This window comes from Bacillus sp. FSL M7-0791, assembly GCF_038627085.1.
In the GTDB taxonomy this organism is placed as follows: domain Bacteria; phylum Bacillota; class Bacilli; order Bacillales; family Bacillaceae; genus Bacillus; species Bacillus safensis.
In genome coordinates this window covers 3,063,345-3,085,942 of the sequence record NZ_CP152022.1, presented here as the reverse complement: position 1 = coordinate 3,085,942, position 22,598 = coordinate 3,063,345, and the positions used below count along the sequence as shown (strand labels likewise).

General features: G+C 42.8%; 24 protein-coding genes. 20 read left to right on the top strand and 4 right to left on the bottom strand.

Features of this window, described 5'->3' with window-relative positions:
• Window position 1 precedes the first annotated feature (1 nt).
• The 3 genes from MHI08_RS15950 to MHI08_RS15940 all read left to right on the top strand — a co-directional run bounded on the left by MHI08_RS15950 (window position 2) and on the right by MHI08_RS15940 (window position 4,532).
• A complete protein-coding gene (locus MHI08_RS15950; protein ID WP_024423578.1) occupies window positions 2-196 on the top strand; it encodes a PspC domain-containing protein in 195 nt (64 codons plus the stop codon).
• The gene (locus tag MHI08_RS15945; protein WP_024423577.1) at window positions 197-583 is read left to right on the top strand and encodes a phage holin family protein; all 387 of its coding nucleotides are present in this window, start codon (window positions 197-199) and stop codon (window positions 581-583) included. It begins immediately after the preceding gene.
• Window positions 584-677: 94 nt separating this feature from the next.
• Complete coding sequence (locus tag MHI08_RS15940) at window positions 678-4,532, top strand: metallophosphoesterase (protein ID WP_342499766.1); 3,855 nt, start codon at window positions 678-680, stop codon at window positions 4,530-4,532.
• A 30-nt stretch (window positions 4,533-4,562) separates the two neighbouring features.
• On the opposite strand, the gene MHI08_RS15935 is transcribed toward MHI08_RS15940, so the two are convergent.
• Genes MHI08_RS15935 through nagA form a run of 3 tightly spaced genes read right to left on the bottom strand, consistent with a single transcriptional unit; the run spans window position 4,563 to window position 7,222 of the window.
• Window positions 4,563-5,288, bottom strand: a complete 726-nt coding sequence (locus MHI08_RS15935; RefSeq protein WP_212051191.1) for a GntR family transcriptional regulator — start codon at window positions 5,286-5,288, stop codon at window positions 4,563-4,565.
• A gap of 18 nt (window positions 5,289-5,306) precedes the next feature.
• Window positions 5,307-6,032 carry a glucosamine-6-phosphate deaminase gene (gene nagB / locus MHI08_RS15930; RefSeq protein WP_025093992.1) on the bottom strand — a complete coding sequence of 242 codons (726 nt, stop codon included), beginning with the start codon at window positions 6,030-6,032 and terminating at the stop codon, window positions 5,307-5,309.
• Window positions 6,032-7,222 (bottom strand): N-acetylglucosamine-6-phosphate deacetylase, encoded by a 1,191-nt coding sequence (gene nagA / locus MHI08_RS15925; RefSeq protein ID WP_025093993.1) that lies wholly within the window; start codon window positions 7,220-7,222, stop codon window positions 6,032-6,034. Before nagA ends, nagB begins: the two co-directional genes overlap by 1 nt.
• A 177-nt stretch (window positions 7,223-7,399) precedes the next feature.
• On the opposite strand from nagA, the gene hprK reads away from it, so the two are divergent.
• From hprK to MHI08_RS15885, 8 genes are all read left to right on the top strand, one after another.
• Entirely contained in the window at window positions 7,400-8,332 is a 933-nt protein-coding gene (gene hprK / locus MHI08_RS15920; protein WP_024423572.1) for an HPr(Ser) kinase/phosphatase, read from the top strand.
• 11 nt (window positions 8,333-8,343) lie between these two features.
• Window positions 8,344-9,168, top strand: coding sequence for a prolipoprotein diacylglyceryl transferase (gene lgt, locus MHI08_RS15915; RefSeq protein ID WP_056765704.1), 825 nt, complete (start codon window positions 8,344-8,346; stop codon window positions 9,166-9,168).
• 20 nt (window positions 9,169-9,188) lie between these two features.
• Window positions 9,189-10,133 (top strand): nucleoside recognition domain-containing protein, encoded by a 945-nt coding sequence (locus tag MHI08_RS15910; protein WP_342499765.1) that lies wholly within the window; start codon window positions 9,189-9,191, stop codon window positions 10,131-10,133.
• Entirely contained in the window at window positions 10,130-10,780 is a 651-nt protein-coding gene (gene ppaX, locus MHI08_RS15905; protein WP_024423569.1) for a pyrophosphatase PpaX, read from the top strand. Before MHI08_RS15910 ends, ppaX begins: the two co-directional genes overlap by 4 nt.
• Window position 10,781: 1 nt before the next feature.
• Complete coding sequence (locus MHI08_RS15900; RefSeq protein WP_025093997.1) at window positions 10,782-11,300, top strand: acyltransferase; 519 nt, start codon at window positions 10,782-10,784, stop codon at window positions 11,298-11,300.
• 69 nt (window positions 11,301-11,369) lie between these two features.
• Complete coding sequence (locus tag MHI08_RS15895; protein WP_024423567.1) at window positions 11,370-11,798, top strand: Rrf2 family transcriptional regulator; 429 nt, start codon at window positions 11,370-11,372, stop codon at window positions 11,796-11,798.
• Between the two features lie 87 nt (window positions 11,799-11,885).
• Entirely contained in the window at window positions 11,886-12,527 is a 642-nt protein-coding gene (locus MHI08_RS15890; protein WP_024423566.1) for an NAD(P)-dependent oxidoreductase, read from the top strand.
• Window positions 12,528-12,572: 45 nt separating this feature from the next.
• Window positions 12,573-13,205 carry a DsbA family protein gene (locus tag MHI08_RS15885; protein ID WP_342499764.1) on the top strand — a complete coding sequence of 211 codons (633 nt, stop codon included), beginning with the start codon at window positions 12,573-12,575 and terminating at the stop codon, window positions 13,203-13,205.
• Window positions 13,206-13,245: 40 nt separating this feature from the next.
• Here MHI08_RS15885 and MHI08_RS15880 read toward each other — a convergent pair whose 3' ends face one another.
• Window positions 13,246-14,034, bottom strand: coding sequence for a C39 family peptidase (locus MHI08_RS15880; RefSeq protein ID WP_342499763.1), 789 nt, complete (start codon window positions 14,032-14,034; stop codon window positions 13,246-13,248).
• A gap of 233 nt (window positions 14,035-14,267) precedes the next feature.
• Here MHI08_RS15880 and MHI08_RS15875 point away from each other — a divergent pair, with 233 nt between their 5' ends.
• From MHI08_RS15875 to MHI08_RS15835, 9 genes are all read left to right on the top strand, one after another.
• Window positions 14,268-15,443: an ATP phosphoribosyltransferase regulatory subunit gene (locus MHI08_RS15875; RefSeq protein ID WP_202738581.1), complete on the top strand. Its 1,176-nt coding sequence runs from the start codon at window positions 14,268-14,270 to the stop codon at window positions 15,441-15,443.
• Window positions 15,436-16,080 (top strand): ATP phosphoribosyltransferase, encoded by a 645-nt coding sequence (gene hisG, locus MHI08_RS15870; RefSeq protein ID WP_024423562.1) that lies wholly within the window; start codon window positions 15,436-15,438, stop codon window positions 16,078-16,080. Before MHI08_RS15875 ends, hisG begins: the two co-directional genes overlap by 8 nt.
• Window positions 16,077-17,363, top strand: coding sequence for a histidinol dehydrogenase (hisD, locus tag MHI08_RS15865; RefSeq protein ID WP_342499762.1), 1,287 nt, complete (start codon window positions 16,077-16,079; stop codon window positions 17,361-17,363). Before hisG ends, hisD begins: the two co-directional genes overlap by 4 nt.
• Window positions 17,363-17,947 carry an imidazoleglycerol-phosphate dehydratase HisB gene (gene hisB, locus MHI08_RS15860; RefSeq protein ID WP_024423560.1) on the top strand — a complete coding sequence of 195 codons (585 nt, stop codon included), beginning with the start codon at window positions 17,363-17,365 and terminating at the stop codon, window positions 17,945-17,947. The genes hisD and hisB overlap by 1 nt, the downstream gene beginning before the upstream one ends.
• The gene (gene hisH / locus MHI08_RS15855; RefSeq protein ID WP_041107924.1) at window positions 17,947-18,585 is read left to right on the top strand and encodes an imidazole glycerol phosphate synthase subunit HisH; all 639 of its coding nucleotides are present in this window, start codon (window positions 17,947-17,949) and stop codon (window positions 18,583-18,585) included. The genes hisB and hisH overlap by 1 nt, the downstream gene beginning before the upstream one ends.
• Window positions 18,582-19,319, top strand: coding sequence for a 1-(5-phosphoribosyl)-5-[(5-phosphoribosylamino)methylideneamino]imidazole-4-carboxamide isomerase (hisA, locus tag MHI08_RS15850; RefSeq protein WP_041107922.1), 738 nt, complete (start codon window positions 18,582-18,584; stop codon window positions 19,317-19,319). Before hisH ends, hisA begins: the two co-directional genes overlap by 4 nt.
• Window positions 19,316-20,074: an imidazole glycerol phosphate synthase subunit HisF gene (hisF, locus tag MHI08_RS15845; protein WP_039181656.1), complete on the top strand. Its 759-nt coding sequence runs from the start codon at window positions 19,316-19,318 to the stop codon at window positions 20,072-20,074. Before hisA ends, hisF begins: the two co-directional genes overlap by 4 nt.
• Window positions 20,071-20,700 (top strand): bifunctional phosphoribosyl-AMP cyclohydrolase/phosphoribosyl-ATP diphosphatase HisIE, encoded by a 630-nt coding sequence (gene hisIE / locus MHI08_RS15840; RefSeq protein ID WP_024423556.1) that lies wholly within the window; start codon window positions 20,071-20,073, stop codon window positions 20,698-20,700. Before hisF ends, hisIE begins: the two co-directional genes overlap by 4 nt.
• Before the next feature lie 131 nt (window positions 20,701-20,831).
• Window positions 20,832-22,289, top strand: a complete 1,458-nt coding sequence (locus tag MHI08_RS15835; protein ID WP_342499761.1) for a tetratricopeptide repeat protein — start codon at window positions 20,832-20,834, stop codon at window positions 22,287-22,289.
• Window positions 22,290-22,598: the final 309 nt, after the last annotated feature.

The following is a 22,598-nucleotide window of genomic DNA, read 5'->3' as shown; positions in this document are numbered from 1 at the left end:
CATGAAGAAGCTTTATCGTTCAGCAACAGATAAAAAAATAGCGGGTGTTGTTGGTGGACTTGCGGAATATTTAAGTGTTGATGCATCGCTGCTTCGCATTTTAACCGTCATCATCGGATTTTTGACAGCATTTATGCCGATCTTCCTGATCTACTTCATCTGGTATTTTGTTGTTCCGGAAGAAGGCACTAAATAAATGCTTAGATGGATCGTCAGTATTTTAGTAAATGCATTACTTTTAATCGTCATTGCTGGATATTTTGATTCGGGCATTCTGCCTGGGCTCGGGAGCGTGTATATTGAAGGTTTTGGTGCAGCCATTGTGGCAAGTATCATTTTGTCCTTGCTCAATATTTTAGTGAAGCCGTTTTTGATCATTTTAACGCTTCCAGTGACCGTTCTTTCACTAGGATTGTTCTTATTTGTCATCAATGCGATTACACTCATGATGACATCGAGCTTTATGGGAGATAGCTTTAACATTGATGGATTCGGAACGGCCATTTGGATGGCTGTCATTTTATCCATTTTCCATCTGTTGATACAAAAAGGAATTGTAGAGCCGTTAGCGAAAAAAAGCTAACGGTTTTTTTGTGCAAATTTGCATCGTTTCTCTGTTCCATCTGACATAAAAACGACCTTCAGGAGACACAATATCCGAAGGGAGGCGGTGCAAGATGGTGAACGTGAGCAGACAAATCATGCTTTTATGTTTTTTTATCATTCTTTTTTGTTTCAGTCAGCCTGCTTCAGCAGGACCTTTTCTTCAAACAGAAGTGAATGTACCGGACAAGCCTTTTTCGCCTTTTATCTTTGACCAATTTCATGTGGACGTCCGCCCGGTTCTAGGAAAAAGCCATGATCTACAGTTTCGTGCGTCCATTAGTGACCAAGAACAGATTTTGTCTGCGAACTTGTATTATAAACAAAGTGATGAACTGGGGTACCGCTTGATTCCAATGGACCGGCTGCCAGGGATGAAGCCAGAATTTACAGCGAAAATTCCGCCAGATCAATTATGGAATCCAACCGTTCGTTACTATACAGAGTTCCTTACGCAAAAATCAGTAATCAAAACGGCAGAGAAATCGGTTCATTTAAATGGATTTGAAGAAGATCTTTCACATATTCCGGATTTATTCATCACAGAAATTGTCGTCAATTCAAAAAACCGAAAAGGCAAAGATGCTTTTGAGTTTATCGAAGTGTATAACACGACACATGCGCCTATCTCTCTTAAACATTATCAGCTCCGCTACCGCAATCCTGCACAGGGCATTGAAATGGATGATGTATATTCCTTTCACACAAATCCAGTCACCATTTCACCTGGAAAACCTTATGTATTCTGGCTGAGAAAAAAAGGGCAGGAGCATTTAACGGCAGCGGACTTTAATGCCATGTATAAAAGCCAATTAAAAGAGGGCGAGCATTTGTCCATTATTGAGAGCAAAGGGCTGTCCAACTCTAAATCTCGTCTTGTTTCGATCACAACAAATATAGGTGAAGAAATTTCTTCTGCCGCTTTTCGTTTGAAGCCACCATGGTTTAGCGAGCATAAATCCTTGCTGTTCAAGTATCCAATGGATGGTACGACGCAGACGAAGCTGATTTCGAAAATTGAGGAAGAACCCACTCCAGGTAAAGTACTAAAAGCACAAATTCCATCTGAGAAAAAGGAAATTTCTCAAGATATCCATAAACCTGTGATTGAAGATATGACGGTAAGGAAGCCGGTGAAACCAACTGAAAGTGTAGAGATTAAGGCAGATGTCCAAGATGATCAGGCTGTAAAAACCGTCAAGCTGCGCTATCGAACGAATCGAAAAGATGCGTTCAAGGAAATCCTGCTGCAAAAAGACCATAATGACCGGTTATTTCATCATATTATTTATTCACCTGAGTTGATTGGGAAAGAACAATTGGAATATCAGCTTGAAGCGTCAGACGGCGGAAATGAAGCCAAGACGTTGAAAAAAACGATTGATGTGGAGCAGGTCAGCAAAGCCCACGGTCTGCGATTCAATGTAGAAGAGGGAGATACGGTATCAGGTTTATTTTCATTAAAGGCAACGTCTGATCAGAAAAAAAGCATCGAATTGCGGATAGATGGAAAACGGAATCAGCAAGTATCCTCTGCCCTTGAAGCAGATCCATATATCGCATTTGATGTCAAAGGAACAAATTTATATTTTAAAAATGGTGTGTCTATAGGTAGGCGTTTACTTTCTATTTTTGATGATTCGACAAAAGTGTACCGTACCTATACAATGCCAATACCCGAAGAAGAGATAAAAAAGGCAGGTCTCCAAACGATCTCTTTCCACGCTGGCACAAAGTCTTCTCCGATGGACCGGCTGCCTGGAGAGAATCATGATGATTTTGAATTGAAAAACGTCAGGATGATCTTATCAAATGGAACACAAATTCCGCCAATCAATGCGAAGCCGCTAAAAGAATGGAGAATGGGAGACAGCGGGAACGCAAAAAAGGTGAGAACGTTTCAATTTGAGATTCCAAAAGAGGCGTATGTCTCAACCTATATAAAGTGGGACACAAAAAGGCTGAAAGAAGGGCCGCACCTAATTGAGGCCAAAACCTCAGACGAGCACGCTTCAGTACGTGTGAAAGTTGATAACACTGGGCCGAGAATTAAGACCAACGTACAAGCAAAGGATCAATATAAAGGCGCCTTTACATTAAAAGCAAAAGTAACGGATCGCTGGAGTGACATAGAGGAGTTGAAGGCATATGTAGATGGCAAACCAGTTTCTTTGCCATATCAGACGTCCTCTAGTGAATTAAAGCCTGGGAAGCACACGTTTACGATCAAAGCAAAAGACGCTGCCGGGAACATGTCGACGTTAAAAAAAGAGTTCAAGACGGTACATGAGCATCCTGAAACACCAGAGCGGGTGGCAGATAAGACAAAAATGAAATCATCAAAACAAACTGTGCTAACAAAGGATCCAACGAATGATAAGTTAGATTACTCTTTTTATCGTGCCTATCAATATACATCGCTGCATCCTTCAATGAAGATTTTTAAGTATGCAGCAGAGACAGAACCGCCTAAGAGTTATCTCCAAAAAGGAGAAATGATTTTTTCTGATCAAGAAAGGAACCGCATTGCATTTGTTGATGGGAAGTCAGTTGAAACGAAGGATTTACAGCGTTTTCCTTATCATCGTTTTCAAATTAAGGTTCATCATGATGTACGTGAAAAGGATGTCGTCGAAGCTGTATGGAAAGGGAGTTCATTGTCAGGGAGAAAGGTGACAATGTACGCGTGGAATCACCAGCAGGAAAAGTGGGATAAGATCACTCATCATTTTGCCAAGGATCAAAAGGAATTTTACCTGAAAGGGCTGCTGTCAGTGAGACAGTACATGAAGAATCAAACGTTTGATTTGCTAGTACAGGATGAAATCAGCAAATCGCAAAAGCCATATAAGATGGTATGGATGTCTGACACTCAATATTATGCAAAGAGCTATCCTCATATCTTTAAACAAATGGTTGAATGGATCAGAGATCAAAGAGAAAAATTAAACATTCAATATGTGTTCCACACAGGCGATATTGTGGATGATTCAAAGGATAAGCAATGGCACCGTGCTGATACATTTATGCGTGTATTGGATCAGAATCACATTCCCTATGGGGTTTTAGCAGGAAATCATGATGTTAGACACAAGGACGGTTTATATGCGGAATACGGGAAATATTTCGGGGAAAAACGCTTTGCTGATAAGCCTTACTATGGTGAATCCTATCGAAACAATAAAGGTCATTATGATCTCATCTCTGCCGGCGGCAATGATTATATGATGGTGTACATGGGCTGGGGGATTAAGCAAGATGAAATTGATTGGTTAAACCGTGTAATTTCTGAGCATCCAGATCGTATCGTCATTTTAAATTTCCATGAGTATTTGTTAGTGAGCGGCAACCGGAGTCCGATTGGCGACCTCATCTTCCACCAAGTGGTGAAACGCCATCCTAATATTGTGGCCGTATTTAGCGGCCATTACCATGGAGCAAGCAGGAAAGTAGATGAGCTTGATGATGACCATGATGGAAAAGTCGACAGGAAAGTATATCAAATACTCGCCGATTATCAGTCAGGACCTGAAGGTGGTCAAGGGTTTATGAGGGTCATAACAGCCGATCAAGAAAAAAATCAACTTCATTTTACGACATACTCTCCTTACTTGAATCAAGAGCATTTTTATGATCCTAAAACGTATGGAGATCAGGATGAATTTTCAATCGATGTAGATTTGACACCGAAAATGAAATCTGTCAAAACCAATTATTTTGAACTCAATGTGTATACGAATGTTCTTCTAGGAGAAGCGCGCGGTGTAAAAAGCGGCAAAAAAGCAAGCTTTGAGTGGAAGGGCTTAAAGCCAAATGAAGATTATTATTGGTACACTGTAGCAAAAGATCGTTTTCAAGGAAAAGCCATTTCACCAATATGGAAAATTCATACAAAAAATGATGGCGAAACAAAATTTCTTAGGAAATAAAAAAACAGTGCTCCGTGTCAGGGGCACTGTTTATCTTTCCATTGTATGAATGAGCTTATAACGATCCCCTCTATAAACAGAAACGACATACTCAAATGGAATGTCTTGTTGAAAAAAAGTCGTTCTTGTTATTGACAGCACAGGATCGCCTGCTGAAATAGACAGCAAGTTTGCTTCTTCCTTTGAGGCAACATTGGCTTCAAGCTCCTGTTTGGCATGAGCAATAACTTGGCCAGTGTGAGTTTCTATATATTCATATAAAGAGCCAGTTAAGTGTTCCTTTGTTAAATCTCCGGCAAATCTTTCAGGTATATAGCTCGTTTCAATCGCCATCGGTTCATCATTTGCAAGGCGTATTCGTTTTAGCTCAAATACAGCATCACGATTTGACAGGTGTAAGACTGGCAGCAAGTGCTCTGGACATGCGGTTTTTTTAAAGTCAATCAGCTGGCTTGATGCTTTGAGCCCTCGCTGGCGCATATCCTCTGAAAAGCTTGTTAAGCCTTGAAGCGGCTGTTCAAATTTTTTTCGGCTTACAAAGGTGCCTTTTCCTTTTTGTCGATACAAATATCCTTCGTTCACAAGATTCGATAAGGCTTGTCTGACAGTCATTCGACTAATACCAAAGCGTTCGGCATATTCTCTTTCAGAAGGAATGAGTGTATCAGGTGCTAATGTTCCATCCTCAATCTGTTTTTTCAGGTTCTCCATAATCTGATGGTACATCGGAATAGGTGACTGCTTATCAATAAACATGTGAAAATCCTCTCGTTTTTAGCGTAGTGATCCAGCTTCTCGATCAATCAAGACCGTTACATCTTCATGAAGTTTCAGTGCAGACGCTGGGAAGTCCGGATGAATCTCTGCCTGTTCTAAATATTGTATCACTTTCGCTTTTGATTTTCCCGAAGCAAGAAGGAGAATCTTTTTACTTGAAAGAATGCTCGCAATTCCCATTGTGATGGCATGTGTAGGTACCTCATCAATAGAAGAAAAGTATCTTGCGTTAGCCTGTCTCGTGTTTTCATCTAACTGCACGACATGAGTTTTTGAGTTGAAAGGGGTACCAGGTTCGTTAAAACCGATATGCCCATTTTGACCGATTCCAAGGAGCTGAAGATCGATGCCGCCTACATCCTCAATGAGCTGGTCATATCTTAAGCATTCCTTTTCTAAATGAGCTGCATTGCCATTTGGAAGAAAATACTGATCGTGAGGGAGATCAATATGGTCAAATAAATGACGTTTCATGTAGGTCATATAACTATTTTCGTGTTCTGGATCAAGTCCTGCATATTCATCTAAATTGATTGTTTTTGTTTGCTTGAAAGACAATTGACGCGCTTGATGAAGTTGAATTAACTCTTTGTAAGTTTCAATAGGTGTACCGCCCGTTGCTAGGCCGAGTACGGCATCAGGTTTAGCAGCTATTGTCCTTGCAATAATGGCAGCTGCTTCTTTTCCTAATTGATCTTTGCTTTCAAATTCGATGATGTTCATTAGTGGTTGGCCTCCTTTTTTTCAAAGACGATTTGTCCACGGCAGATCGTCATCATCAGTTCACCAGATTCATCCCAAATCACCAGATCTGCTAGCTTTCCAACTTCGATGGAACCGAGCTGTTGATCAAGTCCCAGCTGAGCGGCCGCATTGGTTGAGGTCATCTTCGCAATCTCTGTCCAATCACAATCAGTGAGCTGTTTCATCCGTTTGACGCCATCTTTCATTCGCAAAATCGATCCTGCAAGTGTACCATCGTCCAGCAATGCTTTTTCGCCGCTGACTGTGACCGTCTGACCGCCAAATTCATACGTTCCATTCCCAAGCCCTTTTGCACGCATCGAGTCTGTGATCATGATTAAACGATCACTTCCTTTTGCCAAATACGCAAGCTTGATGGAAAGAGGATGGGAGTGAATCCCATCTGTGATCAGCTCAGTATGAAGATTCTCGTTCGTAAGAGCAGCACCTACAGCGTTCGGTTCACGGTGCTGAAACGAACTTATTGCGTTATAAAGATGCGTTACATGGCGTGCACCATGCTTAGCGGCTAAATTGATCATGTCATGATGGGCATTCGTATGTCCAATAGAAGGGATAATGTTCTTTTCCTGTAATAGAGAAAGAAATGCAAAATCTGTGTCTTCCTCAGGTGCAAACGTGACAATTCGAATGAGCTGATCAGAAGCATCCAGCCATTTTTTAAAAAGCGGGATGTCCGGCTGTTTAATCCATTGAACAGGCTGTGCTCCTGCCTTATCTTTAGAAATAAATGGACCTTCGAGGTGGATTCCTATACATTGTGCCTGATTTCCTGCTTGTGCTTCATTACTTTGTTTCCACTGAGCGACATTTTTAAGTGCATGCTCAATCTCATGATGGTTTTGTGTGATGGTTGTCGCTAAAAAACTTGTCGTTCCTTCGGATGGAAGGTTGTCAGCGAGTGTATTCATCGCTTCTGCCGTCGCATCCATCATGTCTGCACCGTATCCGCCATGGATGTGAATATCAATCATTCCGGGGAGTAAATAAAAGTTTTCCCGGGAAATATATACTTTTTCATAATTTCCTGTCGGTGGTGATGTTGAAATATAGTCAATCTTGCCATCGCGTAAACCGACAAAACCGTTTTCAATGACCTTTGTCTTTGTCACAATATGAATGTTGGAGAGCAATAAAGAACCGCTCATGTTTGAGCCCCCTTATTCGTTATCTTTCATTTAAGTTTACTCTTTTTAAGTATAGTTGTCTATACCAGTTAGGGCAGGGAAACAGGAACAGGATAAAATACTGTTTTGGGTTCATCATTGAAAGTGATAAAATAGAGCTGTATTTCTGAATCGCCTGTGATAAAAGGAGGAAGAAACGTGCCGAAAGTTCGTACGAAGGACATAATGGAACAATTTCATCTTGAACTGGTAAGTGGGGAAGAAGGGATTAATCGTCCCATTACAATCAGTGATCTTTCCAGACCAGGTATTGAAATGGCTGGTTATTTTACATATTACCCAAAAGAAAGAGTTCAACTTTTAGGGAAAACTGAGCTTTCTTTTTTTGAACAGCTCCCAGAACGCGAACGAAAGCAGAGAATGATGTCTCTTTGTACAGATATTACCCCTGCCATTATTTTGTCACGAGATCGTGATGTCCCGAAGGAATTAATCGAAGCATCAAATGAAAATGGCGTGCCTGTTTTACGATCTAGTCTAAAAACGACAAGACTTTCCAGTCGATTGACCAACTTTTTAGAAAGTAAGCTTGCACCAACGACTGCCATTCATGGTGTGCTCGTAGATGTATATGGTGTAGGTGTGTTGTTAATTGGGAAAAGCGGAGTAGGAAAAAGTGAAACAGCCTTAGAATTAGTGAAGAGAGGACATCGGCTGGTCGCAGACGATTGCGTGGAAATTCGTCAAGAGGATCAGGATACGTTAGTCGGGAGCGCACCTGAGCTGATTGAACATCTTTTAGAAATCCGCGGGTTAGGCATTATTAATGTAATGACCTTATTTGGAGCAGGCGCTGTCAGAAGCTATAAGAGAATTACGATTGTAATGAACCTTGAGCTTTGGGAACAAGGCAAACAGTATGATCGTTTAGGACTGGAAGAAGAGAAAATGCGCATTATCGATACAGATGTGCCGAAGCTGACGATCCCTGTGCGGCCAGGACGAAACTTAGCGGTCATCATTGAGGTGGCTGCGATGAACTTCAGGCTGAAACGTATGGGACATAATGCAGCGGAACAATTTACAAGTAAACTTGCCGATGTCATTGAAGACAATGGCCAGGATGAATAGGAGTTGACTATATGAACGAAGCAATTCAGCCAATTGATCCGATTGCTTTTCACCTCGGACCTATTTCGGTTCATTGGTATGGTGTGATTATTGGGGTCGGGGCCTTGCTTGGACTTTGGCTCGCCTTGAGAGAATGTGAAAAAAGAGGAATCAATAAAGATACGTTCATTGACTTAATCTTATTTGCCATTCCAATAGCGATTATTTGTGCCCGAATTTATTATGTATCCTTTGAATGGGATTACTATCAGCAGCACCCAAACGAAATCATTAAGATTTGGAATGGTGGAATTGCGATTCACGGCGGGCTGATCGGTGCCGTGCTGACAGCCATCATTTTTACAAAAGTGAGAAAGATATCCTTTTGGAAAATAGCTGACGTCGCAGCACCTAGTATTTTACTAGGGCAGGCAATTGGACGCTGGGGGAACTTTATTAATCAAGAAGCACACGGTGAGGCGGTTTCAAGAACCTTTTTAGAAAATTTGCATCTGCCTGAGTTTATCATTAATCAAATGTATATTGATGGTACCTATTATCACCCGACGTTCTTATACGAATCATTATGGAATCTTGTTGGTGTTGTCATCTTGATTTTATTACGCAGAACTTCGCTGCGCAGAGGCGAAATCTTCTTGTCTTATTTAATTTGGTATTCCATCGGCCGTTTCTTCATTGAAGGGATGAGAACAGACAGCTTAATGCTGACAGAGCATCTTCGAATCGCACAGATGATTTCGATTGCGATATTCGTAGTGGCTGTTCTACTGATTTTCTTTAGAAGAATGAAAGGATACGCATCGATTCCGTATAAAGAGAACAACTCATCGAATTAAGCAGGGGGGATCAGAAGAAGATGGGAGAGACATGGAAAAACGGCTTGAAAGCAGGGCTGTCGACAACTTGGACACTTGGTAAAGTCATCTTTCCAGTGACCATTCTCGTCAGTATCTTGCAGCATACGCCTGTCATGGATTGGATCATCCGATTCATTCAGCCATTTATGGGGCTGTTTGGTCTTTCGGGGGAAGCAGCGATTCCGCTTGTATTAGGAAACATGCTGAATTTGTATGCGGGAATTGCAGCCATTTTGACATTAGAGCTTCCTGTGAAGGAAGTGTTTATTTTGGCAGTGATGCTGTCCTTTTGCCATAACTTGATCATCGAATCAACAGTGGCAGCAAAGGTTGGACTGAGGGTATCTGTGATTTTGCTGGTCAGAATCAGTCTTGCTGTTATTTCTGCTATTGTCATTCATCTCGTTTGGCAGGGAGGCGAGGAGCCGGCGCAATATGGACTGCTTAGTGCAGCTCAGGCGGCTGATGTGCCTTCCAGCTGGTACATGATCGTCCTTCTTGCTTTACAAAAAGCAGTACTCGGTGTGCTGCAGCTTGCCTGTATCGTTATCCCGCTCATGATCATCATTCAATTCATGAGAGATTTAGGTTGGCTCCATACACTGTCTAAGTGGCTGTCACCTTTTACTAGAATGCTTGGAATGAAAGAAAATACGTCTATGACGATGGTGGCTGGATTAACGATTGGTCTCGCTTATGGAGCCGGTGTGATGATGAAGGCAGTGGAAGAGGACGGTGTGAGTAAAAAGGACTTAACCCTTGCTTTTATTTTCCTTGTTGCCTGCCATGCGGTGGTCGAAGATACGCTGGTTTTTATTCCACTTGGTATTCCGGTATGGCCGCTTCTTGTCATCCGTCTGATTTCTGCAATTTTATTGACAGCTGTCATTAGCTATATTTGGCGGAAGCGGGAACATACAGCTGTTAGAAAGGAAGCCATATGAACGAATCAACGATCAACACAGTGCTATTTGATTTAGATGGCACATTAATCAATACAAATGAATTAATTATTGCTTCATTTCAGCATACGCTGGATCATTATTATCCTGGTCAGTACAGCCGTGAGGATATTCTTCATTTCATTGGTCCGTCCTTGTTTGATACATTTTCTGCGATGGATCCTGATTTGACAGATGACATGATTCAGATGTACCGCACGTTTAATCATAAGCAGCATGATCTGCTTGTGACTGAATATGAGACCGTTATCGACACATTGAAAGTCCTGCAGGATCGAGGATTTAAGCTCGGTATTGTCACAACGAAGATACGGGATACGGTTTTAATGGGATTGAAGCTGACCGGTTTAGAGCCGTTCTTTGAGGTCATTGTGACGCTCGATGATGTCCAAAATGAGAAGCCGCATCCGGAGCCTGTTCAGCTGGCATTATCAAAGCTCGGCAGTGATCCGCATGAAGCGGTGATGGTCGGTGATAATTATCACGACATTTTGTCTGGTCAAGCGGCAGGGACAAAGACGGCAGGTGTTGCTTGGTCGATTAAGGGAGAAGAGGCCCTTTTAAAGCATCGCCCTGATTTCATGCTGAAGAAAATGAGTGATCTCCTGGCGATTGTTGGAGCTGATTAAGTTGAGAAAAACAGATCGTTATCCTGTAAAAGGGGTCAATTCGCTGCGGCAAGTCTATCGGACAGTTTCCTTTTTCAAAGTGGTGAAAAACTTCATTTTTATTCAAATGGCAAGGTACACGCCTTTTATGGGAATGAAAAATTGGATTTACCGAACCTTTCTTCGTATGAAGGTCGGCGAGGATACGGCGTTCGCCTTAATGGTGATGGTTGATCTGATGTTTCCTGAGAAAATCACTGTCGGTCGAAATAGTGTGATCGGCTATAACACAACCATCTTGTCCCATGAGTATTTGATTAAAGAGTACCGACTTGGGGAAGTCTATATTGGTGATGAAGTCTTAATTGGAGCTAATTCAACTATTTTACCTGGTGTGACCATTGGGGATGGAGCGATCGTATCGGCTGGTACACTTGTTCATAAGGATGTCCCAGCAGGCTCATTTGTTGGAGGAAATCCAATGCGCTTGATTTATACGAAAGAAGAAATGGAAGCACGTCAATCTACGTCTGCTGAGTAGCTCGGCAGACTTTTTTGTTGACAATGTGACATGGTGTAACTATAATGATTACAACAGAGGTGAGAAAACATGAAAATCAGCAGCAGATTTACTGTCGCTGTCCATATTCTGGCCTTGCTATCACTTGAAAAAGGATCATTACAGACATCGGAGGATATCGCGGGAAGTGTGAATACAAACCCAGTGGTCATCCGCCGCATTATGAGTAAATTAAAAAAAGCAGGTCTAATCTCAACGAGTCTTGGCAAAGGTGGTTCTCAGCTGAACCGCAGTGAAGACGACATCACACTGCTCGATGTGTATAAAGCGGTTGAAGTTGTGGATGAGGGAGAATTGTTTCAAATTCATGAAAGCCCAAATCCTGACTGTCCGATCGGTGCAAATATTCAAGCGGTGCTTGAATTAATTTTATGCCGCGCTCAAAGTGCGATGGAGCAAGTACTTGCTGAGATCAAATTAAGTGAACTAACGCATGTGCTAATCAAAAAAATTGGATGATCAATTCAATTTTTTTTACCTCTGTTGTAACCGTATTAGTTACACCTTTCTTTATCAACATAAAATCATATTGCAGGAGGAGTTAACATGAAAATTGGAATTATTGGCGCAACAGGTAAAGCAGGACAAGAAATTGTGAAAGAGGCTCAATCAAGAGGACATGAAGTAACGGCAATCGTCCGTGATGCACAAAAGGTGACAGATTCATCTCTAGCTGTTCTTGAGAAGGATGTGTTTCACTTGCAAGCAGAAGACATCAAAGGCTTTGATGTGATTGTAAATGCATTTGGCGCACCTGCTGGAAAAGAGCATCTTCACGTAGAAGCTGGGAAAAAGCTGATCGATATTTTAAAAGAGGCACCTGAGACTCGTTTGATCGTTGTGGGCGGAGCAGGAAGTCTATTTGTAGATGAGGCGAAAACAACAAGACTAGTGGACACACCAGAGTTTCCTAAAGAATTTGTTGCTACGGCTTCACAGCAAGGAGAAAACCTAAAAGATCTTCAACAGACAGAGGGATTAAAATGGACCTTCCTCAGCCCAGCTGCATTCTTTAATCCAGCTGGCAAACGTACAGGTTCTTACGTGAAAGGGAAAGACCATCTGATTGTCAATTCTAAAGGTGACAGCTATGTGAGCTATGCTGACTACGCCATTGCACTTGTTGATGAAGTGGAGCAGGCAGCCCATGTTGGAGAACGTTTTACCGTCGTATCTGAAGCTGAATAAGCAGTTTCATGGCCGTCTAAAAATGATAAATAGGGAGTCTAACGTATGAATGAGCAAGAATTGTCTTTCATCTATGTATGGGATGCGTATTGTGGCTGGTGTTATGGATTTTCAAACAGTATCCGCACTTTGCATGAAAATCATCCGGAAATATCATTAACACTTGTGTCTGGTGGTTTATTTGTAGGAGAAAGAAGTCTTCCAATAAAGGATTATCCACACATTCCAGAAGCAAATCAGCGTATTAGTCAGCTGACTGGTGTCGAGTTTGGTGAACGTTATCAGAAGCTGTTAGCAAACGGAACGTTTCTTTTAGACTCTGAGGCTGCGGCCATTGGTTTTTCTGCATTAAGATCCATCGCACCTGAGCACGCATTGTCCTTGGCTTCATCGATGCAAAAGGCTTTTTATCAAGACGGAAAAAGCCTGAGTGATGAAGAAACGTATCGGGAGATCGCTTTGGCGCATCATCTTGATCCTGACGCAGTCATAGAACGCATGAAAACAAAAGAAGCGATGAATGATGCGTATGCCGACTTTGCCAAGGTTCATCAACTTCATGTGAACGGCTATCCTACACTTTTATTAAAAAGAGGGGATGAATACTTCAGCCTGGGCGGAGGTGCGATGACAGCTGAAAAGCTTGAAGACCGCCTGAAGGAATTACTAGGAAAATGAAGCAATAAAAACAACCTCTACGTGAATAGAGGTTGTTTTTTTACGCTTTAATGATAATCGCCTGACTGCCCATCTGTTCCCAAGAATCTTCAAATTGATCACGGTCGACTTTTTGATTCTTTTCTCCATAGGGGTTATTCAAGTAGACATGCTCCTTGTCATAGCCTGTGATGACAACGCTATGCATATTAAAGCTTACATCTATTTTGCCATTTGGTGTATTCCAAGTTTCGATGTTATCTGTTTTGTCAAAGGTGGATGTCGTAATCACCCAAACAGGATAACCCTTTTCAAGTGACTGATAGATGGCCTTTTTAACAGGCTTTCCGGTTAAATCGACTACTTGATCGCCCGCATATTTTTTCGCAAGCTGATAAATCGGTTCATGGTAAACACCAAGACCCGGTCCATTCTCCATATCGCCTACAAACCCGTCATGAGGGTCTCCTTTTAAGCCATTTTCATAATTGATCGGAACACGTTTGATTTCATTTGCCAATGCGTTTTTCGTTACTTGCTCATAGCCGCTGTAATGAAGCAGCATCGCTAAGCTCGTGACTTCGCATCCGTTATAAAGCTTTGGCGCATCCATTTGATTGTAGAGAATGACGTCCATGGCTTTTTTGCTTCCTTTTAATGAATGATGTGTGGTTTCTGCTTTTTTCGTTGAACGAGTTTCTTCAGCCGCAAGTGCCGTATCGTTTTCTTTTTCTGCTTTTTGCGGCGAAGCTGTTTTCTTGACTTGATCGATTTGTGAAACGTATATAAAGCCGAAATAAACAAGACATGCGCACAACAAAGTTAAGATGAATGTATTGATGAACTTCACTGTTAATCTCCTGTGTTATTCAATATTTTTAAGTATTATAGCACGTTCCTTCATCGAACATACAGAAAAGGCACAGGTGTCACTTGAATGTAATAATTCCAGAATATGTTGATGAAAATAGGGAGAAATAAAAATGATTGATTTAATCACTTTATTTTGTTAGCATATTATCATATTAGCGAACTAAAGGATTCGGAATTTTTTGTTTTAATGTGTTGGAGGTGCGGAAGAACATGTTTATGTTTGAGAAACCATATGGTATGCGGGATTCATTACCTGGATTGTATGAGACGAAGAAGAAAGTGAGACATTCTTTAACAGAGGTCATGAACGGTTGGGGTTTCCGTTTGATGGAGACACCAACACTTGAATTTTACGATACGGTCGGTGTGCAATCGGCGATTACTGATACACAGCTTTTTAAGCTTCTTGATCAAAACGGGCAAACTCTAGTGCTGAGACCTGATATGACAGGTCCGATTGCAAGGGTGGCGGCTTCTAAGCTTCACCAGCAGGCGTATCCGCTTCGTGTTGGGTATGCAGCCAATGTGTTCCGTGCCCAGGAAAGAGAAGGCGGAAGGCCGTCAGAATTTGAGCAGGTCGGAATTGAATTGATTGGTGATGGTTCAATTAGTGCAGATGCTGAAGTCATCGCGCTTGCCGTATTTGCCTTAAAAAATGCCGGGCTAAGGTCCTTCAAAATTGCGATCGGGCATGTCGCTTTAGCAGAGACGTTATTTGTTGATGTACTCGGAAATACAGAGCGTGCAAATGTCCTTCGGCGCTTCTTATATGAAAAGAATTATGTGGGATACCGTCAGCATGTGAAACAATTACCGCTCTCCTCCATCGATAAAACGAGGCTGTTACAGCTTTTAGAGTTAAGAGGCGGCCATGAGGTTATAGAGCGGGCAGAGGAAATCGTTGTTTCACAAGAAGGAAAAGAGGTGCTCGCACAGTTAAAGTCGCTTTGGGAGACACTTGAAGATTACGGCTGTACAGAATATATCCGTTTAGATTTAAGCATGGTGAGTCATATGAGCTACTATACGGGTATTTTGTTTGAAGTATTTGCAGATCATGTTGGGTCGGTCATCGGAAGCGGCGGGAGATATGATCAATTGCTTGCTCACTTTGATGCACCTGCACCAGCTACAGGGTTCGGACTTCGACTAGACCGTCTTCTTGAAGCGCTCGATGCAAAAGAAATCATTGAGCCGCAGGAGGCTGTGATTTTTAGTAAAGAACAAAGACTGGAAGCCTTTGCTTTTGCAGAAAAGGAGCGGTCAAAAGGGAAAAAGATTGTCCTGCAAGACTTAGCGGGGATTGAAAATATTGACGCGATGACCAAGGCATTTGAACAGGTGACTTATTTTATCGGTGCTAGAAAGGAAGAGCGAAATGGGTAAAGTGTTGACGATGGCGATGCCAAAGGGCCGGATATTTGAAGAAGCAGCAGGGCTGTTAAGACAGGCGGGGTACCAGCTGCCAGAGGAATTCGAGGATTCAAGAAAATTAATCATTGATGTACCAGAAGAAAACCTCCGCTTTATTTTAGCCAAGCCAATGGATGTGACCACCTACGTAGAGCATGGTGTGGCGGATGTTGGCATTGCAGGGAAGGATGTCATGCTTGAAGAAGCTCGTGATGTGTACGAAGTGCTCGATTTAAACATCAGTAAATGTCATTTAGCTGTTGCTGGATTGCCAGGAGCGAGCTGGGGTGGTGTCGCACCGCGTGTGGCAACAAAGTACCCAAATGTCGCATCGTCCTATTTTAGAGAGCAAGGAGAGCAGGTGGAGATCATTAAGCTGAATGGTTCCATAGAATTAGCACCGCTCATTGGGCTTGCCGATCGCATTGTAGACATTGTCTCTACAGGTCAAACACTAAAAGAAAATGGACTTGTGGAAACGGAACATATTTGTGATATCACGTCACGTTTTATTGTCAATCCTGTGAGCTACAGGATGAAGGATACGGTGATTGATGAAATGGCGCAGCGTCTTGCAAGAATCATTGGAGAAGGGGAGGAAACATCATGAACATCACCTATCTACAAGAAGGTGAGACAGATATTCTCTCACTCAAACGGTCCTTAGATACAGGAACAGAAGAGCAGCGTCAGGCTGTTCAGCGCATTATACAAGAAGTGAGAACAAATGGTGATGAAGCTGTACGGTCTTTTACAAAGCAATTTGACGGTGTGTTGATTGAGGATCCGCTTGTCACAGAGGATGAAATGGCAAAAGCCTGTGACCGCTTGGACAAAGAGATGGTTCAGATTATCCAAACGGCTATCAAGCATATTCGCACATACCACGAGCGGCAGCTCACGTCCTCTTGGTTTTATCACCAAAAGGACGGTTCAATGCTTGGTCAAAAGGTGACACCGCTTGATGCGGTAGGTGTGTATGTCCCCGGTGGAACAGCTGCCTATCCATCATCTGTATTAATGAATGTGATCCCTGCGCTAGTCGCTGGCGTTGAACGAATCGTACTTGTGACTCCCCCTGGGAAAGATGGCCGTCTCTCTGACGCTGTCCTGGCTGCGGCGAAGGAGCTTGGTATTTCTGAAATGTATAAAATGGGCGGTGCACAGGCGGTTGCGGCACTTGCCTATGGAACGGAAGGCATCAAGCCTGTTGATAAAATCACAGGTCCAGGCAACATTTATGTCGCGCTGGCAAAGCGGGAAGTATTTGGTCAGGTAGACATTGATATGATCGCAGGTCCAAGTGAAATTGCAGTTCTAGCAGACGAAACAGCAGTCGCGCATGAGGTAGCGGCGGATTTACTTTCGCAGGCAGAGCATGATGCGCTGGCATCTAGTATTTTGGTAACACCGTCTAAGACACTTGCTGAAAGCGTGCAGGCAGAAGTAAGAAAGCAGCTTGATACTTTGCCTAGAAAATCAATCGCAGCAAAATCTATACAAGATCATGGCCGTATTTACGTGACAGAATCAATCGATTGTGCAGTAGACGTCATCAATCAATTAGCACCAGAGCACTTAGAGGTGCTGACAGCATACCCAGAATCACTTCTTGGTCAAATCAAGCATGCTGGCGCAATTTTCTTGGGACGCTATAGTCCAGAGCCGGTGGGCGATTATTTTGCAGGGCCGAATCATGTGCTGCCAACAAACGGAACAGCTCGATTCTCCAGCCCGCTTGGTGTGACTGATTTTCAAAAGAAAACGAGCATTATTTCATATAGTCAAGAAGCCTTTGAAACACACCGGGAAAGCATTGCGGCTTTTGCCAGATTAGAAGGGCTTGAAGCACATGCAAGGTCGATTGAAGCGAGAAAGCGGGAGGAATCGTAATGAGACAGGCGAAAACAGCGAGAAAAACAAATGAAACGAACATTTCATTAGCGCTAGAAATTGATGGAGAAGGGAAAGCGGATATTCAAACAGATGTCCCTTTCATGACGCACATGCTTGATTTATTTACGAAGCATGGACACTTTAATTTGACCGTCGATGCGAAAGGAGATACGGATGTTGATGATCACCACACAACAGAAGATATCGGCATTGTACTTGGGCAAATGTTTAAGGAAGCGTTAGGCGATAAAAAAGGGATTAAGCGGTATGGCTCCAGCTTTGTTCCGATGGATGAAACACTTGCCCAGGTCGTGGTCGACTTAAGCAACCGTCCTCATTTGGAAATGAGAGCGGCCTTTCCTAGTCAAAAGGTTGGTACCTTTGATACAGAGCTAGTACATGAGTTTCTGTGGAAATTTGCACTTGAAGCCCGGATCAACCTTCATGTCATTGTTCACTACGGAACTAATACACATCATATGATTGAAGCCATTTTTAAAGCGATGGCACGTGCCTTAGATGAAGCAACAACCATTGATCCACGTGTGAAAGGAATTCCTTCGACAAAGGGGATGCTCTAATGATCGGAGTCATTGATTACGGAATGGGAAATTTGTTCAGCGTATCAAAAGCACTGGAACGAGCAGGAGCCCGCTATATCGTCTCCTCTGATGTGGAGGAGCTGAAAAAAGCAGATGCTTATATATTGCCCGGAGTAGGTTCGTTTCGTGATGCAATGCAGCTGTTAAAAGAGACTGGACTTGAGGCGTTTATTCACCAAGTTGTGCAGGAAGGAAAGTTGTTATTCGGCATTTGCCTTGGCATGCAGCTGTTATTTGAAGAAAGCGAAGAGGCAGGCCGTACAAAAGGATTGGGGCTGTTAAAAGGGCGTGTCGTTCTTTTAAAGGATCGTGATCAGGACGGGCAAAGGCTGAAGGTACCTCATATGGGGTGGAATGAGCTCACATTTCATCAGCCCTCCCCATTGTTTGACGGTGTACCAGAAGGATTTGCGTACTTTGTTCACTCGTATTATGTGAGCGATATGAATCCAGATGAGCAATTAGCAAGCGCGGACTATGGTGTTCAAGTACCAGCTGTTGTTGGCAAGGGAAATGTGCTTGGAGCACAGTTTCACCCTGAAAAAAGCAGTACAACGGGAATGGCGCTGCTCAAACAATTTATTCAATTAGCAAACGAACAGAGGGTGAGCAAATGAGTGAGTTTACATTATATCCGGCGATTGATATGAGAAATGGCAAATGTGTACGTCTTGTGCAAGGAGATTATGATCAAGAAACCATTTATGGAGATTCACCGCTCGACATGGCTGCGCAATTTGCGAAGGATGGAGCAGCATGGATTCATCTTGTGGATCTAGATGGTGCAAAAGCAGGGAAACGTGTCAATCATGAGCATGTGCTGGCGATTGCTTCTTCCTTAGATGTGAAGGTACAAATCGGCGGCGGTATTCGGACGGAAGAAGACGTTGCCTTTTATTTAAAGAGCGGCGTAGATAGAGTGATTCTCGGCAGCTCAGCTGTTTCGAACCCAGCCTTTGTGAAAAAAATGCTGGCGCAATATGGAGAGAAAATCGCAATTGGGATTGATGCGCGAAATGGCTTTGTATCGACTGAAGGATGGCTTGAAACGTCTAAAGTGAAGGCAGAGGAACTCGGCAGGGAATTGGCAAAGGAAGGCGCAGAGGTCTTTATTTTCACCGATATTCAAATGGATGGCATGCTGTCTGGTCCCAATGTAGAAAGCACGGTTCGCTTAGCAGAAGCAACCGGCAAACAAGTGATTGCTTCAGGTGGTGTCAGCGCAGTAGCCGATCTTCAAAAGCTGTCAGCGCAAAAACAGTCTGGTGTGTCTGGTGCGATCGTTGGAAAAGCACTTTACACAAAGCAGTTTACTTTAGCAGAAGCATTTGAAGGGCTTGACCGCATATGATGACAAAACGAATCATCCCATGTCTTGATGTGAAGGAAGGGCGTGTTGTCAAAGGGGTGCAATTCCTAGGCTTAAAGGATGCTGGTGATCCGGTCGAATTAGCGCAGATCTATGATGAGGAAGGGGCGGATGAACTCGTCTTCCTTGATATTTCTGCTTCTCATGAAGGCCGGAAAACGATGGTGGATGTGGTCAAACAAGTCGCGTCCACTCTTGCGATACCATTTACGGTGGGAGGCGGGATTAACCACCTTGATGACATGAAGCGTATATTAAGAGCGGGTGCAGACAAAGTATCTGTCAACACAGCAGCTGTGTTAAGGCCGGAACTGATTTCAGAAGGTGCTGACTTTTTTGGCTCCCAGTGTATCGTTGTTGCAATTGATGCAAAATATGATGAAGAGAAAAAAGCATACATGGTCTATACACACGGAGGACGCCGTCAAACAGATTTAGAGGTCAGCGACTGGGCGAAGGAAGCTGTGCAGAGAGGTGCAGGAGAGATTTTGCTGACAAGTATGGATGCTGATGGTGAAAAGACAGGCTTTGATCATCGATTGACAAAGCTTGTATCAGAGGCAGTCACTGTGCCAGTGATCGCTTCTGGCGGCGCTGGCAATGCCCAGCATATGCTCGAGGCCTTTACAAAAGGAGAAGCTGATGCAGCATTAGCAGCCTCCATTTTCCATTATAAAGAAACCTCCATTCATGAGGTGAAGACATATTTGAGAGAACACGGGGTGAAGGTCAGATGAAACAGGCAAATGAATTAACCTTTAATGAAGCAGGCCTGATTCCTGCGATTGTACAGGATGCTCAAAGTAAGGAAGTATTGACGCTTGCGTATATGAATCAAGAATCCTATGAAAAAACGCTGGAGACAGGTGAAACATGGTTTTATAGCCGGTCGAGAAACGAGCTTTGGCACAAAGGCGCCACCTCTGGACATACCCAGCAAGTGATTTCTATTCGATATGACTGTGACAAGGACGCTCTGCTTGTCCTTGTCGCGCCAAGTGGCCCAGCCTGCCATACTGGCAGCTATAGCTGTTTTTCGGAAGAAGGGGTAAAACGCCTTAGCGAAGAGCAGGAACGTTTTGCGATATTAAATGAACTTGAACAGGTCATTGCCAAGCGTCAGGCGGAAATGCCAGAAGGGGCTTATACAACCTATCTATTTGAAAAAGGGGTCGATAAAATCCTGAAAAAGGTAGGGGAAGAGGCGTCTGAGGTGATCATTGCAGCGAAAAACCGGGATCAAGAAGAATTGAAATGGGAAACTGCTGACCTCCTCTATCATCTTCTTGTATTATTACGTGAACAGCAATTGCCGCTTGATGATGTATTAAAGGTATTAAAAAAACGTCATCAAGGTGAATGAAAAGCCGGGGGATATCCCAGGCTTTTTATGTTTAAATGAAAAACAAATCCTTCCTTTCCTTTTGTTCTATGTGACGACTGGTGAAGTATGTTATACTACACACGGTACACTGTTCGAAATGGAGGGTATCGGTGAGTAAATACACTTCTCAAAATAATCACACACAAGTCGTCCAGCTATTTCAAGATGGGCATTACTTTTTTCATAAAGGTCTTAAAGCATATAGAGAAAGAAATCTGTCTAGGGCAAGTAAGCTGATACAGCGGGCCATCGTACTTGAGCCTGAAAATGTAGAAATGCTGTCACAGCTTGCCATTATTTATACTGAAATGGGTCATTACCAGCAATCAAACGAACTGCTTGATTTTATCCTTGAACACATCGATGAAAACATGTCTGAGTGCCACTATTTTAAAGCCAATAATTATGCGAATCTCGGACTGTTTCAAGAGGCATATAAATCAGCTACTGCTTATGCCGCGTTGGAAGAGAACGGGGAATTTGCGGATGAAAATGACGACCTTCTTGACCTGCTCGATATGAGCGACGAAGAAGACGAAGATTTTCCTTATGATCAGGATGACCTGATTGTGAAGCAGGATCAAGCAAACCATTTGCTAGAAAGCGGCAGACTCGATGAAGCCATTGAGATGCTAGAACAGATGATTGTTGAGTATCCAGAATTTTGGTCGGCGTATAATAATCTCGCTTTGGCCTATTTTTATTCTGGTCGAATCCATCAGGCGAAAGAAATGTTGAACCGGGTCCTTCATGAAAATCCCGGTAATCTGCATGCCCTTTGCAATCAGCTAGTCTTCTACCATTATGAAAAAGAAGAAGAAAAGGTCAACGTGTTAGCAAAGCAGTTAACGCACGTGTATCCAATACTAAGTGAACAGCGTTATAAGCTTGGTGCAACATTTGCCCTTGTGGGAGAATTTGAATGGGCCTTTAAATGGCTTTATTCTTTGTACAAAACAGGTTTTCAAGGAGATAGTACATTTTTATACTGGCTTGCAAGCGCAGCCTATCATACAGGCCACAAGACGCTCGCCCAAACGGTTTGGGATAAGATGGTCGAAGAAGATATCGATGCAGATGAAATCAAGCCGTGGCAGGATAAACCTGAGGTGACAGAGCCAATGGTCTCGATTGAGGAACGGCTGACTGCGTACTATGTCAGTAAACAAAAAGGGGAACGTGACGTTCTGCAGTCTGTCCTTGATGCACGCGCAGCGAAAACGGCCTTTGAACAGCAATTCATAGAACTGCTTTTATATGAAGATGAAATGAAAGAAAAGTCTTTTTCAGAAGATGCAGTTTTTGCAAAACAAGCGGCATCCAGTCTGGAGGAAGCGGTTCAGCCTGACAGCCATATGCCTTATTTTTGGTTATTCCATATTATTCAGCAGGCACGTGCTTCTGGTATTGATAAGAAAAATGCACCTGCCTGGGCAGCAGCATCTTATTATCTATGGATGAATGAACAAGAAGCAGCTCTCAGCAAAAAAGATGTTGCGTCGGCTTTTCAGATCAGTGTTCAAACACTGTCTAAATACGAACGAGAGATCTGTACGTTAATCGATTAAATTAGGCAAATAGATTCAGAACATCCCAGCATGGCCGAAAAGGTCATGCTTTTTTCTTGGATAAAAAGGTGGGATTTGCAAGGAATTGGCGAAGTATGACAATCACGACATGTTTTTGAAACATAAATGTAATAAAAATATTAGCTCATTTTGTCGATGTCTCATGTATAATGAAACTCGTGGATAAAACAAAGATAGATATTTAAATATTTTACTATACATAATGAAACACCTAGTGATAGAAACAATCTGGTCAACATCTGACTGAACAATCAGGAAGAAAGACATAGAGAGCACAGATTGGTCGCA